This is a genomic window from Pseudonocardia adelaidensis, assembly GCF_039543345.1.
GTDB classification, from domain to species: Bacteria; Actinomycetota; Actinomycetes; order Mycobacteriales; family Pseudonocardiaceae; genus Pseudonocardia; species Pseudonocardia adelaidensis.
In genome coordinates this window covers 135,300-147,392 of the sequence record NZ_BAABJO010000020.1, presented here as the reverse complement: position 1 = coordinate 147,392, position 12,093 = coordinate 135,300, and the positions used below count along the sequence as shown (strand labels likewise).

The 12,093-nt window shown below is 73.2% G+C and carries 14 protein-coding genes; 7 read left to right on the top strand and 7 right to left on the bottom strand.

Annotated elements, in window-relative coordinates; all coding sequences use genetic code 11:
• Window positions 1-259, top strand: a 259-nt coding sequence (locus ABEA81_RS25110) for a sensor histidine kinase (protein WP_345607776.1), incomplete at its 5' end; no start/stop codon positions are given.
• 13 nt (window positions 260-272) lie between these two features.
• Here the strand turns inward: ABEA81_RS25110 and ABEA81_RS25105 are convergent.
• Window positions 273-851 (bottom strand): TetR/AcrR family transcriptional regulator, encoded by a 579-nt coding sequence (locus tag ABEA81_RS25105; RefSeq protein ID WP_345607775.1) that lies wholly within the window; start codon window positions 849-851, stop codon window positions 273-275.
• Here ABEA81_RS25105 and ABEA81_RS25100 point away from each other — a divergent pair.
• Window positions 827-1,114, top strand: coding sequence for a Rossmann-fold NAD(P)-binding domain-containing protein (locus ABEA81_RS25100; RefSeq protein WP_345607774.1), 288 nt, complete (start codon window positions 827-829; stop codon window positions 1,112-1,114). The two genes, ABEA81_RS25105 and ABEA81_RS25100, sit on opposite strands and share 25 nt — an antisense overlap.
• 17 nt (window positions 1,115-1,131) lie before the next feature.
• Here ABEA81_RS25100 and ABEA81_RS25095 read toward each other — a convergent pair whose 3' ends face one another.
• The 3 genes from ABEA81_RS25095 to ABEA81_RS25085 all read right to left on the bottom strand — a co-directional run bounded on the left by ABEA81_RS25095 (window position 1,132) and on the right by ABEA81_RS25085 (window position 4,730).
• Window positions 1,132-1,926, bottom strand: coding sequence for a class I SAM-dependent methyltransferase (locus tag ABEA81_RS25095; protein ID WP_345607773.1), 795 nt, complete (start codon window positions 1,924-1,926; stop codon window positions 1,132-1,134).
• 112 nt (window positions 1,927-2,038) lie between these two features.
• Window positions 2,039-4,285: a catalase/peroxidase HPI gene (gene katG, locus ABEA81_RS25090; RefSeq protein ID WP_345607772.1), complete on the bottom strand. Its 2,247-nt coding sequence runs from the start codon at window positions 4,283-4,285 to the stop codon at window positions 2,039-2,041.
• Window positions 4,278-4,730, bottom strand: a complete 453-nt coding sequence (locus ABEA81_RS25085) for a Fur family transcriptional regulator (protein ID WP_345607771.1) — start codon at window positions 4,728-4,730, stop codon at window positions 4,278-4,280. Before ABEA81_RS25085 ends, katG begins: the two co-directional genes overlap by 8 nt.
• Window positions 4,731-4,839: 109 nt before the next feature.
• Here ABEA81_RS25085 and ABEA81_RS25080 point away from each other — a divergent pair, with 109 nt between their 5' ends.
• Complete coding sequence (locus tag ABEA81_RS25080) at window positions 4,840-5,958, top strand: glycosyltransferase family 4 protein (RefSeq protein ID WP_345607770.1); 1,119 nt, start codon at window positions 4,840-4,842, stop codon at window positions 5,956-5,958.
• The gene (locus tag ABEA81_RS25075) at window positions 5,955-6,866 is read left to right on the top strand and encodes a putative RNA methyltransferase (RefSeq protein ID WP_345607769.1); all 912 of its coding nucleotides are present in this window, start codon (window positions 5,955-5,957) and stop codon (window positions 6,864-6,866) included. Before ABEA81_RS25080 ends, ABEA81_RS25075 begins: the two co-directional genes overlap by 4 nt.
• Here ABEA81_RS25075 and ABEA81_RS25070 read toward each other — a convergent pair.
• Window positions 6,838-8,049, bottom strand: coding sequence for an MFS transporter (locus ABEA81_RS25070; RefSeq protein ID WP_345607768.1), 1,212 nt, complete (start codon window positions 8,047-8,049; stop codon window positions 6,838-6,840). The two genes, ABEA81_RS25075 and ABEA81_RS25070, sit on opposite strands and share 29 nt — an antisense overlap.
• Window positions 8,050-8,134: 85 nt before the next feature.
• Here ABEA81_RS25070 and ABEA81_RS25065 point away from each other — a divergent pair, with 85 nt between their 5' ends.
• The 3 genes from ABEA81_RS25065 to ABEA81_RS25055 all read left to right on the top strand — a co-directional run bounded on the left by ABEA81_RS25065 (window position 8,135) and on the right by ABEA81_RS25055 (window position 9,220).
• Window positions 8,135-8,476 carry an ArsR/SmtB family transcription factor gene (locus ABEA81_RS25065; RefSeq protein WP_345607767.1) on the top strand — a complete coding sequence of 114 codons (342 nt, stop codon included), beginning with the start codon at window positions 8,135-8,137 and terminating at the stop codon, window positions 8,474-8,476.
• 71 nt (window positions 8,477-8,547) lie between these two features.
• Window positions 8,548-8,967 (top strand): VOC family protein, encoded by a 420-nt coding sequence (locus tag ABEA81_RS25060; protein ID WP_345607766.1) that lies wholly within the window; start codon window positions 8,548-8,550, stop codon window positions 8,965-8,967.
• 4 nt (window positions 8,968-8,971) lie between these two features.
• Entirely contained in the window at window positions 8,972-9,220 is a 249-nt protein-coding gene (locus ABEA81_RS25055) for an RNA-binding S4 domain-containing protein (protein ID WP_345607764.1), read from the top strand.
• On the opposite strand, the gene ABEA81_RS25050 is transcribed toward ABEA81_RS25055, so the two are convergent.
• Together ABEA81_RS25050 and ABEA81_RS25045 are read right to left on the bottom strand one after the other, a co-directional pair.
• Window positions 9,193-11,121, bottom strand: coding sequence for an acyltransferase family protein (locus tag ABEA81_RS25050; RefSeq protein WP_345607780.1), 1,929 nt, complete (start codon window positions 11,119-11,121; stop codon window positions 9,193-9,195). The two genes, ABEA81_RS25055 and ABEA81_RS25050, sit on opposite strands and share 28 nt — an antisense overlap.
• 70 nt (window positions 11,122-11,191) lie before the next feature.
• A complete protein-coding gene (locus tag ABEA81_RS25045; RefSeq protein WP_345607763.1) occupies window positions 11,192-11,836 on the bottom strand; it encodes a transglycosylase SLT domain-containing protein in 645 nt (214 codons plus the stop codon).
• Between the last annotated feature and the right edge of the window lie 257 nt (window positions 11,837-12,093).

Genomic DNA, 12,093 nt, shown 5'->3' with positions numbered 1-12,093 from the left:
CACCCACCCCCACACGGTCGAGCTCACCGTCGAGAACACCGGCGAGAGACTCGCCCCCCAGCTGATCGCCACCCTCGCCGAGCCGTTCCGCCGCGGCACCGACCGCATCCGCACCGACCACGCAGGCGTCGGCCTCGGCCTCGCGATCGTCACCAGCATCACGCGGGCGCACGACGGAACCCTCACCCTCACCCCCCGCCCCGCGGGCGGGCTCCGCGTCACGGTCCGGCTGCCCGCCGCGCCGCACCCCGGCAGATGAGGATCGCTGCCGGTCAGTGCAGGGACGCGGTGACCGTTCGCAGCTCCTGCAGTGCGGCCAGCGCGTGGTGCGCGAGCTCGGTGCCGTCGTCACGATCACCCTCCGCCCAGCGGGCGTAGCCCTGCTTGAACGCCAGGACCCCCAGCTCGCCCAGCAGGTGCGCGGCCAGATCGGGGACGCCGCGGGCGACGAGCGCGGTGCTCATGGCGGCCGCGAGACCGACGTGCTTGAGGGCGTCCCGCTCCTGGAGCTCGGTGCTGGCCGCCACCGCTGCGGTGATACGGGGGCCGAGCTCGCGGTTGGCCGGCCCGAGTGCGTTCGATGCGCGTTCGAGTCCGGCCGCGACCGCCTCCAGCGGGCTGGCGCCCGCGGGTGCCGCGGCGATCCCCTCGGCCAGCAGCCTGCTCAGGGTTTCCTGGCCGGCGACGAGGACCTCACGCTTGTCGGAGAAGTGCCGGAAGAACGTGCTCCTGGTGACCCCGGCGCGCTCGGCGATCTCCGCCACCGTGGTGGCGTCGTAGCCCTGCTCGGTGAAGAGGTCGACGGCCGCGACGACGAGGCGTTCGCGTGCCCCCGGTTGCCATCGGGCCATGGTCGCTGGCCCTCGAGTCCGCGCCGGCGGGCACGGCCTGGCACGCCGTGGCCGACGAGGGCGACGCGGTCCGGGACATCGCGTCGGTGATCGGCCGGCGGCTGGGCATGCCCGTCGAGGCGGTGCCGCAGGAGAACTTCGGCCCGTTCGGTCCGATCTTCGCGATGGACCAGCCCGCCACCAGCACCCACACCCGCGACGCGCTCGGGTGGAAGCCCACCCACCCGAGCCTCCTCGAGGATCTGGAGAACATCAGGCCCTGAACGCCTCGGGCCGTCCGTCAGCTCGGACCCTTGCGCCCCACGAGGTGGAAGACCCGGCTGAGCCGGCGGTAGGGATCTCGCCGGGCGGCCTCGAGCTCGACGGCGGCCGCTGCCGCCACCTGCTCCGAGTCGTCCGGGTCCAGCTCGGCCCCGCTGAAGTCGAGCCAGTCGACGAACAGCCACACCCCGTACCAGTCCAGCGGCTCCACACCGCGGTTCCGCAGGGTCGCGCTGAGCTCCTCCACGGTGTCGGCCCGGGTCGGCACGCCCAGCACACCGATCTCGGTCCTGGCGTCGAACGCCGCCAGCGCGTCGTCCCACCGCCGTTCCAGGGCCGGGCGCACCGCCGAGGCGTCGGCGTTGCCGGCCATGATCGAGACGATGCCGCCGGGAGCGGCGCACCGGCACAGCTGGTCGACCACCGGCTCCGGCTGCTCGAGGTAGCCGAGTACGCCATGGCACAGCACGGCGGCGAAGCGCTGCCCGCTCACCGCCTCGTCGGCGTTCTCGCCGTCGGCCTGCAGGAGGGCGACCCGGCGCTGTGCCGCTTCGGGCAGGCGGTGGAGCCGCTGCCGAGCCTTGTCCAGCATGGCCGGCGACGGGTCGAGCAACGTCACGTCGTAACCGGCACCGGCCAGCGGGAACGACTGGTGGCCCGCTCCGCCGCCGACGTCGAGCACGGACGCGGGAGGCGGCGGCAGGTGCTCCAGCAGCTGCTGGTGCATCACGTAGGTGCGCACGCGCCCCTTCACCGAGGCGTACGCCTCGTCGGCGAACTGGCCGGCCAGGTTCGCCCAGGTGTCGTCGCCCATCGCCGCACGGTAGTGGGCCGGGACGCGGAACGGCCCTCGGGACCAGGTCCCGAGGGCCGTTGCGCGACCTCGCTAGTGTCCCGGACCGGACTTCCGGTCCGGGACACCGGGATCAGGCGACGTCGTACCGGTCGAGGTCCATCACCTTGGCGAACGCGGCCGCGAAGTCGCGCACGAACTTCTCCTGCGCGTCATCGCTGCCGTAAACCTCGGCGAGGGCCCGCAGCTCGGAGTTCGAGCCGAACACGAGGTCGACGCGGCTCGCGGTCCACTTGACCTCGCCCGTGGCCCGGTCGCGCCCCTCGAAGGTCTCCGCGTCCTCCGAGGCGGGCTTCCACGTGGTGTCCATGTCGAGCAGGTTCACGAAGAAGTCGTTGGTGAGCGACTCGGTGCGGGAGGTGAACACGCCCAGCGGGGACTGCTGGAAGTTCGCCCCGAGGACGCGCAGGCCGCCGACGAGGACGGTCATCTCGGGCGCGGTGAGGTCGAGCAGGTTCGCCCGGTCGAGCAGCAGGTACTCCGACGGCAGCGGGTTGCCCTTCCCGCGGTAGTTGCGGAACCCGTCGGCACGGGGCTCGAGCGGCGCGAACGACTCCACGTCGGTCTGCTGCTGGGTGGCGTCGGTGCGGCCCGGGGTGAACGGCACCTGCACCTCGTGGCCGGCGTTGCGGGCGGCCTGCTCCACGCCGGCGACGCCGCCGAGCACGATGAGGTCGGCGAGGGAGACCTTCTTGCCCCCGGTCTGGGCGCTGTTGAAGGACTCCTGGATCCCCTCCAGCGTGGTCAGCACGTGCGACAGGGTGTCGGGGTCGTTGACCTCCCAGCCGCGCTGCGGCTGCAGGCGGATGCGGGCGCCGTTGGCGCCACCGCGCTTGTCGCTGGTGCGGAACGTCGAGGCCGAGGCCCACGCGGTGGACACGAGCTGGGCCACCGACAGGCCGGAGGCGAGGATCTGCTGCTTGAGCGCGGCGATGTCGGCCGCGTCCACGAGCTCGTGGTCGACGGCGGGCAGCGGGTCCTGCCAGATCAGCGTCTCCTGCGGGACCAGCGGTCCGAGGTAGCGCTGGATCGGGCCCATGTCGCGGTGGGTCAGCTTGTACCAGGCCCGGGCGAACGCGTCGGCGAACTCGTCGGGGTTCTCGTAGAACCGGCGGGAGATCGGCTCGTAGACGGGGTCGAACCGCAGGGCGAGGTCGCTGGTGAGCATCGACGGGGCGCGGTTGAGCTTGCCGTCCTCCGGGTCCGGCACGGTGTTGCGGGCCTTGCCGTCCTTCGGCGTCCACTGCTTGGCGCCGGCCGGGCTCTCGGTCAGCTCCCAGTCGTACTCGAACAGGTTGTGGAAGAACCAGTTGCTCCACTGGGTCGGGGTGGGCGTCCAGGTGACCTCGAGCCCGGAGCCGATGGCGTCCCGGCCCTTGCCGGTGCCGAACTCGCTCTTCCAGCCCAGCCCCTGCTCCTCGAGCGGCGCGCCCTCGGGCTCGGGGCCCTTGTGCGACTCCGGGGCCGCACCGTGGGTCTTGCCGAAGGTGTGGCCGCCGGCGATGAGCGCGACGGTCTCCTCGTCGTTCATCGCCATGCGGCGGAACGTCTCGCGGATGTCCCTCGCCGAGGCCAGCGGGTCCGGGTTGCCGTTCGGGCCCTCCGGGTTGACGTAGATCAGGCCCATCTGGACCGCGGCGAGGGGGCTCTCGAGCTCGCGGTCACCGGTGTAGCGCTCGTCGCCGAGCCACGTGCGCTCGGGGCCCCAGTAGACGTCCTCGTCGGGCTCCCACACGTCGGCGCGACCGCCCGCGAAGCCGAAGGTCTTGAAGCCCATGGTCTCCAGGGCGCGGTTGCCCGCGAAGATCATCAGGTCGGCACACGAGATCTTGCGGCCGTACTTCTTCTTCACCGGCCACAGCAGCCGGCGCGCCTTGTCCAGGTTGACGTTGTCCGGCCAGCTGTTCAGCGGCGCGAAGCGCTGCATGCCCGCGCCCGCCCCACCGCGGCCGTCCTCGATCCGGTACGTGCCGGCGCTGTGCCAGGCCATCCGGATCATGAGCGGCCCGTAGTGGCCGAAGTCGGCGGGCCACCAGTCCTGCGAGGTGGTCAGCACCTCGTCGACGTCCCGGGCGAGTGCGTCGAGGTCGAGGGTCTGGAACTCGGCGGCGTAGTCGAAGTCCGCGCCCATGGGGTCGGAGGCGGGCTGGTGCTTGCGCAGGATCTTGAGGTTGAGCTGGTTGGGCCACCAGTCGCGGTTGCCGGCGCCCTCCGTCGGGTGGTTGCGGCGCCCGGCCGAGATCGGGCACCCGCCCGCGCTCTCCTCGTTGACCTCGCTGAGCACGGAGTTGTTGCCGGTTGCGTCGTGACTGTCAGACACGGGAATCCTTCCGGGAATCGGTGGCGGTGGTGGAGCAGGTGGGGCACAGCCCCCGGTAGACGACCTCGGCCTCGTCGATCGTGAAACCGTGGTCGTCGGACGGGGTCAGACAGGGTGCGGGCCCGACGGCGCAGTCGACGTCGGCGATGGCGCCGCACGACCGGCACACGATGTGGTGGTGGTTGTCGCCGACGCGCGCCTCGTAGCGCGCCACCGAGCCGGGCGGTTCGATGCAGCGCACCAGATCCGCCGCGGTGAGGGCGCGCAGCACGTCGTAGACGGCCTGGTGGGACACCTCGCCGAGATCGTCGCGGACAGCTGCGATGATCGAGCTCGTGTCGGCGTGCGGATGGGCGTGTACCGCGGACAGCACCGCCACCCGGGGGCGCGTCACCCGCAGGGCGGCCCCGCGCAGCATGCGCTCGAAGTCGGCGGTCGTCGGCACGCCGCGAGTCTGGCCGGTTATCTGGAATCAGTCAAGAATGTCCGGCGCGACGCACCCTGACCAGCGGCTATCCTGCAGCGCGGCGTGTCGTCCGACGTCGAGGAGCTCCGTGCGCGTCACCCTGATCGGGCCGGCGTTCCCGTGGCGGGGCGGCATCCCCCTGCTGACGAACGAGCTGGCGCACCGCCTCGCCGCGGGAGGCCACACCGTGCGCGTGCGCACCTGGACCCGGCAGGGGCCCGCCAGGCTCCTCCCGGCGGAGCTGCACCCGCTCGCGGCACCGGAGGCCGAGGTCTACCCGACCGTCCGCGAGCCGTTGTCGTGGCGCAACCCGCGCGACTGGGGACGCATCGGGCGACGGGCCGCTGCGGAGTCGGACGTCGTCGTCCTCGTCTACTACGTCCCGTTCCAGGCGCCTGCGCTGGCCGCGATCGCCCGTGCCGCGCGCCGCGGTGCGCGGGTCGTCGTCATCTGCGCCAACGCGGTGCCCCACGAGCCGCGCCCGGGTGACCGGCTGCTCATGTCCTTGCTCATGCGATCCGCCGACGCCGTCCTCGTGCACACCGACGCCGAGCGGGACGCGCTGCTGCGGCTCACCGATCGCCCGGTCGCGGTCGCGGCACTGCCGCCGCACCTGCCGGCGACGGGCCGGTCACCCGCCGGCCCGGACCACCCGCCCGGCCGGCGAGTGCTGTTCTTCGGCAAGGTGCGGCACTACAAGGGCGTGGACGTCCTGCTGAGGGCGCTGGCCCACGTCCCGGGCGTGGAGCTGGGCATCGTCGGCGAGTTCTACGAGGACCGGGCGCGCCTCGCCGCGCTCGTCACCGAGCTGGGGCTCGCGGAGCGGGTCCACGTCACCCCGGAGTACCTGCCTGCGGAACGGATCCCCGAGCTGTTCGCCGGGTTCGACGCGCTCGTCCTCCCGTACCGCACGGCCACCGCGTCGCAGCTCGTCGCGCTCGCCCACTGGCACGGGCTGCCGGTGGTCGCCACGCGCGTGGGCAACTTCCCCGAGACCGTGCGCGACGGCGTCGACGGCCTGCTCTGCGCCCCGGACGACGTGGCCGACCTGGCCAGGGCGTTGGGGTCGCTCTACGCACCCGGACGGCTGGCGGCACTGCGCGCCGGCGTCCGCCCCGCCGATGCCGAGCCGATCTGGCGGGACTACATCGGGGCGTTGTGGGGCCTCGCCGGCGTGTATGACCGCACCCGCTCGGTCCCCGAGTGACCGGCGACGACGCCGACATGAGCCCACTGCCCCCGAACCCGCGCCTCGCGGCCCTGGACGCGGTCGCGGCTCGGCTGCGGTGCCCGGTGTGCGGCGAAGGCCTGCGGCGCGACGACCGCAGGCTGTCGTGTGCAGCGGGGCACGCCTTCGACATCGCCCGCCAGGGTTACGCCAACCTGATCAGCGGGCACCGCAGGCACCACGGCGACGACGCCCGCATGGTCGCCGCCCGCGAGCGGTTCCTCGCGGCCGGTCACTACCGGCCGGTGAGCTCCGCGCTCGCCGAGCTGGTCGCCACGCAGGCTCCCGACGACGACGGCATCGTCGTCGACCTGGCCGGCGGCACGGGGCACCACCTGGTGGCGGTCCTCGACGCCTCCCCGCGCCGGTACGGCCTGTGCGTCGAGGCCTCGACGGCGGCGCTGCGCCGCGCGGCCCGGGTCCACCCCCGGGCGGCCGCGATCGGGGCCGACGTGTGGGGGCCGCTCCCGGTGCGCACCGGGGTGGCGAGCGCGGTGCTCAGCGTGTTCGGTCCGCGGGGCGTCGCGGAGGTGGAACGCATCCTCGGGCCGGGGGGCGTCGTCGTCGTGGCCACGCCGCTCCCCGGACACCTGGCGGAGCTCGGCAGGCTCGTCGGTGGGATCGGGATCGATCCCCGCAAGCCCGAACGGCTCGCCGCGTCGTTCCGCCGGTTCGAGCGCATCGCGCGCCGGGAGGTGACCCGGAGCATCGCACTGGCCCACGAGGAGGTCCACGCCGTCATGGCCATGGGACCGAGCGCGCGCCACCTCTCCGACGACCGGCTCGACCGGGCGATCACCGGCCTCCCGGGCGTGGTCGACGTGACGGTGTCCGTCGAGATCGCGGTCCACCGCGCGGTCACGGGGCAGCGGGCCGGGGTGCGGTGAGGCGGCGTGCGCGCCCCGCGAGGACGAGCACCAGCGCCAGGCACAGCACGGCGACGCCGACGGCGAAGTCCCGCACGGCGGGGAGCAGGCCGGCCGCGGTCGCGAGGGCACCGACGCCGATCACGGGGAGACCCGCGCCCAGGTAGACGATCACGTAGTACGCGCCGAGCGCCTCCGCGTGGCGGGCTGCCGGCGCCGAGTTGTTGATCGTGGTCAGGCCACCGAGGAACGCCAGGCCGTGGCCGGTGCCGGCGATCACGGTGGCGACCAGGAACAGGGGCGCGGAGGACAGGCCGCCGGCCACCGCCAGCAGCACCAGCCCGACGGCCAGCAGGGGGAGGCCGAGCAGCTCCAGGCTGCGGGCCCGCCTGCCGTAACCGGCGAGCTGGGCGACCGCCGAGCAGCCCGGCAGTGCCGCAACGGCGGCACCGGCGAGGAGCAGGTTCGCGCTCCCCGACAGCGCGGCGACGTAGGTGGGGACGAGGGCGAGGAACAGCCCGATCACCGAGAACGCGAGGAAGCTCGCCGTGCCGCTGGTCGCGAACTCGGCCCGCATGCCGGCCGGGATCTGGGGGCGCCGCGGGCGCCACCGGGTCCCCGGCGTCGTGGCGGGCAGCGTCGCGATGACCGCCGCGGCCGGCACGAGCAGCGCGATCTCCACCACGAACGGCAGGACGTGCGGAGCGGGGGCGTACTGGGCGAGCAGGCCGCCGAGCAGCGGCCCGCCGCCGAGCCCGCCCACGGACGCCACCGTGGACACGAGCGCGGCCTTGCGGCGGTCACGGCCGGGTTCCAGCTCCGTCAGCGCCGCGGTCAGCGGCGCGGAGGCCGCGCCGACGGCGAGGCCCTGCAGGACCCGCCCGGCGAACAGCCACCCCGTGTTCGGTGCAAGGGCGAAGACCAGCGATCCCAGCATCGCCACCGCGAACGCCGGCAGCAGCACGCGGCGCCTGCCGACGGCGTCGGACAACGGCCCTGCCACCAGCAGCGAGGGGATCAGCACGGCGACGTACGCCGCGAAGACCAGGGTGAGGACCACGGGCGAGAACCCGAATCGCTGCGCATAGCCCTGGTACAGCGGCGTCGCGATGTTCGTCCCGACCAGCAGGACCAACAGCGCGTAGGCCGTTGCCCAGAACCGGATGCGGCTCGCCCGGACGGGCTGGGTGTCGAGCGTCGTCATCGTGAACTCCCCACAGCGTCATGTTCGGCGATCGCGAACATAACAGATGTTCGGGGATGGCGAACATATCCGGTAGGGTGGGGGCATGGCGAGCCGCACGTCCACCGCGCTCGTGCACCCCGAGCGGTCCGAGCTGGAGTTCACGGCGGTGCTGGCCGCGCTGAGCGACCCGATGCGACTGGCGATCGTCGCCCGGCTCGCCGACGCCGGCCCGGGTGGTGAGCTGGCATGCGGCACGTTCGCCCTCCCGGTCAGCAAGTCCACGCAGAGCGGCCACTTCAAGGTCCTGCGCGAATCCGGTGTGATCCACCAGCGGGACGAGGGGACCCGCCGGATGAACCGGCTGCGCCGCGACGACCTCGACGCCCGCTTCCCGGGCCTGCTCGACCTCACCCTCCAGCACGCACGGGACGCGATCGGTGCGTGAAAGTGCTCACTGGATGAGCACTTACCTCCCGCACGATGTCTCCACGCCACCCGAGACGAGAGGGAGCACCGATGTTCCGAGGGTTCGCCACCATCAGCTTCTACGCCGACGACGTCACGGCCGCTCGCGACTGGTACGCCGAGCTGCTCGGCGTCCGGGCCTACTACGCCTACCCGCCCGCGCCCGCCGCGCCTGCCTACGTCGAGTTCCGCGTCGGGGACGACGAGGACGAGCTGGGCCTCATCGACCGCCGCTACGCCCCGCCCGGAGCGCGCAGCGCCCCGGGCGGCGCGGTGATGCACTGGCACGTCGACGACCTGCCGGGCACGGTGGAGAAGCTGCTGGCGATGGGGGCCACCGAGTACCAGCCGATCACCGAGCACGGCGACGGGTCGGGCTTCACGACCGCCTCCGTCGTCGACCCGTTCGGCAACGTCCTCGGTGTCATGCACAACCCGCACTACCTGGAGATCCTCGCTGCGCGAGGATGAGCGGGTGACCCGCCCACCGATCCAGGACGTCCCGGTCGCCGAGTACCCCATCCGGCTCGGCCAGTTCCTGAAGCTGGCCGGGCTCGCCGACCACGGCGCCCACGCCAGGGAGCTGGTGGAAGCCGAAGAGGTGCAGGTGAACGGGCGGCTCGAGACGCGCAGGGGCGCGCAGCTGCGGGCGGGCGACGTCGTCGCGGTCGGCGGGCACCGCGCCCGGGTGGTGGCTCATCCGCCGACGGCGGACACCACCTGATCCTCGATCACCGGTGCCAGCGTCGTGGCGTACGACGCCGTGAGGTGGTTGTCGTCCAGGTAGACCAGCACGTTGCCGATCACCGCGGGGCAGCGCGTGTCGTCGCAGACGTAGTCGGCCAGGTCGAGGAAGGTCACGTTCGACGGCACGTCCAGCTGCGCGTACGGGGGGTCGGCCGGGTACACCGCGTCGCGGTCCACCCCGCACGGGTCCTCGTCGCGGCCGTGCCGGCGGACGCAGTCCGGCACGTCGTAGGCGAACCGGGGGTTGTCCCGGACGGCCAGCACCGGGATGTCGAGGTCGGCCAGCCGCCGCCACTGCTCGATGAACCCCGGCGGCGTCTGCTCGGTGGGGCCGCTGCGCACGTCCCGCGTGGCGAGGGTGACGACGGCGTCCGGCCGCAGCTCCGCGATCTTGTCCACGACGGCGGAGTTCCAGGCCACGCACTCGGCGTCGTTCGGGTCCAGCTCGGAGACGGTCGAGAACGGGCAGGCCCCGCGCAGCGCGCCGATGAGCTGCCAGTCGTGCTGCCGCGCGATCGGGACGAGGGCGGCGATGAACTGCTCGAGGTGCGAGTCGCCGACCACGAGGACCCGACGCTGCGGCGGTGCCTCCACCGGCTGCGTGCAGATGTCGGAGCGCACCTCCGCGAGCGGCACGCAGTCCCAGTCCTGCACCCACACCCAGTCCTCGTACACCGACACCGGCGCCGGGATCAGCGGCGCGGCCTCGGGCTCGCCGTCGACGAGCGCGGCCGCCCCGGGGTACTGCGGCCCGCCGAGCCCGTCGGTGGGGACGGCGCGCTGGCCCGCACCGAACTGCCAGATCGCCGCGGCGAGCAGCACGACGGTCACGGCCGCGGCGCCGTACCGGTACGCATCGCCGTCGCTGACGCGGACGTGGCGCAGCGGGTCCTCGACGAAGCGGGACGTGAGCACCGCGAGCACGACCGACACGGCGATCACGGCGACGCCGCCGACCGGCCCGACCTCGTCCTGGTCGCGGGCCACCATGAAGAGCACGAGCACCGGCCAGTGCCAGAGGTAGAGCGGGAAGCTCACGCCGCCGAGGAACTGCGCCTGGCGCAGCACGAGCAACCGGTGGGCGCCGTAGCGCGAGCGCGTGACCCCGCCCAGCAGCACCAGCGCCCCGCAGAGCGTCGGCCACAGCGCCGCGTAACCGGGGAACACCGAGCCACCGTCCAGCACGAAGCCGCAGGCCACGAGGCCGAGCACGCCGACCCAGCCGAACGCGACGCGCTCGCCGCGCGTCCACGGGATGCGGTCGATCCACAGGGCCAGCAGCCCGCCCAGCGCGAACTCCCACAGCCGCGTGAGCGAGTGGAAGTACGCCAGCGGCTGGTCGGTGGCCGTGAGCGCGACGGAGAACGACAGCGAGGCCACGAACAGGCCCAGCAGCGTCGCCGTGAGGTGCGCGTGCAGCCGGTGCGGCGCGCGGCGGGCCACGAGCGCGATGAGCGCGACGGCGAGCGGCCACGCGACGAAGAACTGCACCTGGATCGACAGCGACCAGAAGTGCTGCACCACGCTGGTGGTGTTGTTGCGCGCGGTGTAGTCGACGGCATCGGCGGCGAGCCGCCAGTTCTCCACGAACAGCGCGGTGGCGACGATCTCGCGCACGGTCTGCGGCCACCGCGTCTCGGGCAGCAGCAGCGCACCCGCGGCGACCGTGCCGAGCAGCACCACCGTGGCCGACGGCAACAGCCTGCGGACCATCCGGCTCCAGCGCGCCCGCAGGTCGAGCCGGCCGCGCGCCGCGGCGCGGGCGAGCTGCCCGGTGAGCAGGAAACCCGAGATCAGGAAGAACACGTCGACGCCGCCGGAGACCCGGCCGTCCGAGACGTGGTGGAAGACGACGAGCGCGACCGCGAGCGCACGCAGACCCTGCAGCTCCGGGCGGAACCTGACAGGTGGGGTGGAGAGCCCGGGCCGCCCGGTGCCCGGGAGCAGATCAGTAGCCGACGTAGTTCCCGGCGCTGTTGCTGCGGCCGCCCGACTTGACCGTGCTCATCCCGTAGTGCTCGATCATGTACCGGATCCCCGCGGTGATGTTCGCGACCGGGTCCGTGATCGGGCGGTTCTTCAGATCCGGGTGCACGTAGTGCCGGTAGGTCGTCGGGATCGTCTGCATCAGGCCCTGCGACGGGGTGCCGCGGCGGGCGTTGGCGTCCCAGTTGTTGATGGCGCGCGGGTTGCCGTTCGACTCCTTCAGCACGATCCGCTTGACGCCGGGCGCGAGCGACTGCGGCAGGTCGAGGATCTGCAGGGCTTCCGCGATCCAACCGTCGAGACCGCCGCGCTCGATGATCCCCGCGATCCGCTGCTGCTCGGCCTGCTCGGCGTGCAGTTTGGCCAGGTCGGCCGCCTGCACGACCCTGGCCACGTGGTCCTCGACGGACTCCGCCTGCGCTGCCAGCTCGACCGGGACCATCGAGGCGGCAGGCGCGACCGCGTCGAAGGCGGTGCTGTTGGACGCGAGCCCCGCGTCGAAGGGGCCGTCGGCGGCCGCCGATGTCGCCGTGCCGTCCTCCATCGCCGGGACGATCGCGGTGAACGCGCCGGTGGCCACCGCGCCGACGGCGGCCGTGGTGGCCACCACCGTGGTGCCGAGCGACGGGCCCGTGGGGGCGGGCCGGTGTGCCGCCTGATGGCGGCCCGTGCCGGTGGATCCGGCGGTGCGGGGCGCACGAGCACCACGGGGGGAGCGGTGTCCTGCCACGAAACAGCCCTTCCAGCGCTTGGGGAGCGATCCGTTCGCGGGCTTCCGGTCGGGGTCCGGGGGCCGGGTGGGGAGTCCGGTCCAGGTGTTGCCCGTGATCGGTTCGTAACGCTGGGCGAAAGAGTATGGGGCGG

What these genes read in the sequence shown, in the direction of transcription:
- ABEA81_RS25105 (WP_345607775.1), bottom strand. Translation starts at nt 851, where the DNA reads ATGGCCCGATGGCAACCGGGGGCACGCGAACGCCTCGTCGTCGCGGCC.
- ABEA81_RS25060 (WP_345607766.1), top strand. Translation starts at nt 8,548, where the DNA reads ATGTTCCGAGGGTTCGCCACCATCAGCTTCTACGCCGACGACGTCACG.
- ABEA81_RS25065 (WP_345607767.1), top strand. Translation starts at nt 8,135, where the DNA reads ATGGCGAGCCGCACGTCCACCGCGCTCGTGCACCCCGAGCGGTCCGAG.
- ABEA81_RS25095 (WP_345607773.1), bottom strand. Translation starts at nt 1,926, where the DNA reads ATGGGCGACGACACCTGGGCGAACCTGGCCGGCCAGTTCGCCGACGAG.
- ABEA81_RS25070 (WP_345607768.1), bottom strand. Translation starts at nt 8,049, where the DNA reads ATGACGACGCTCGACACCCAGCCCGTCCGGGCGAGCCGCATCCGGTTC.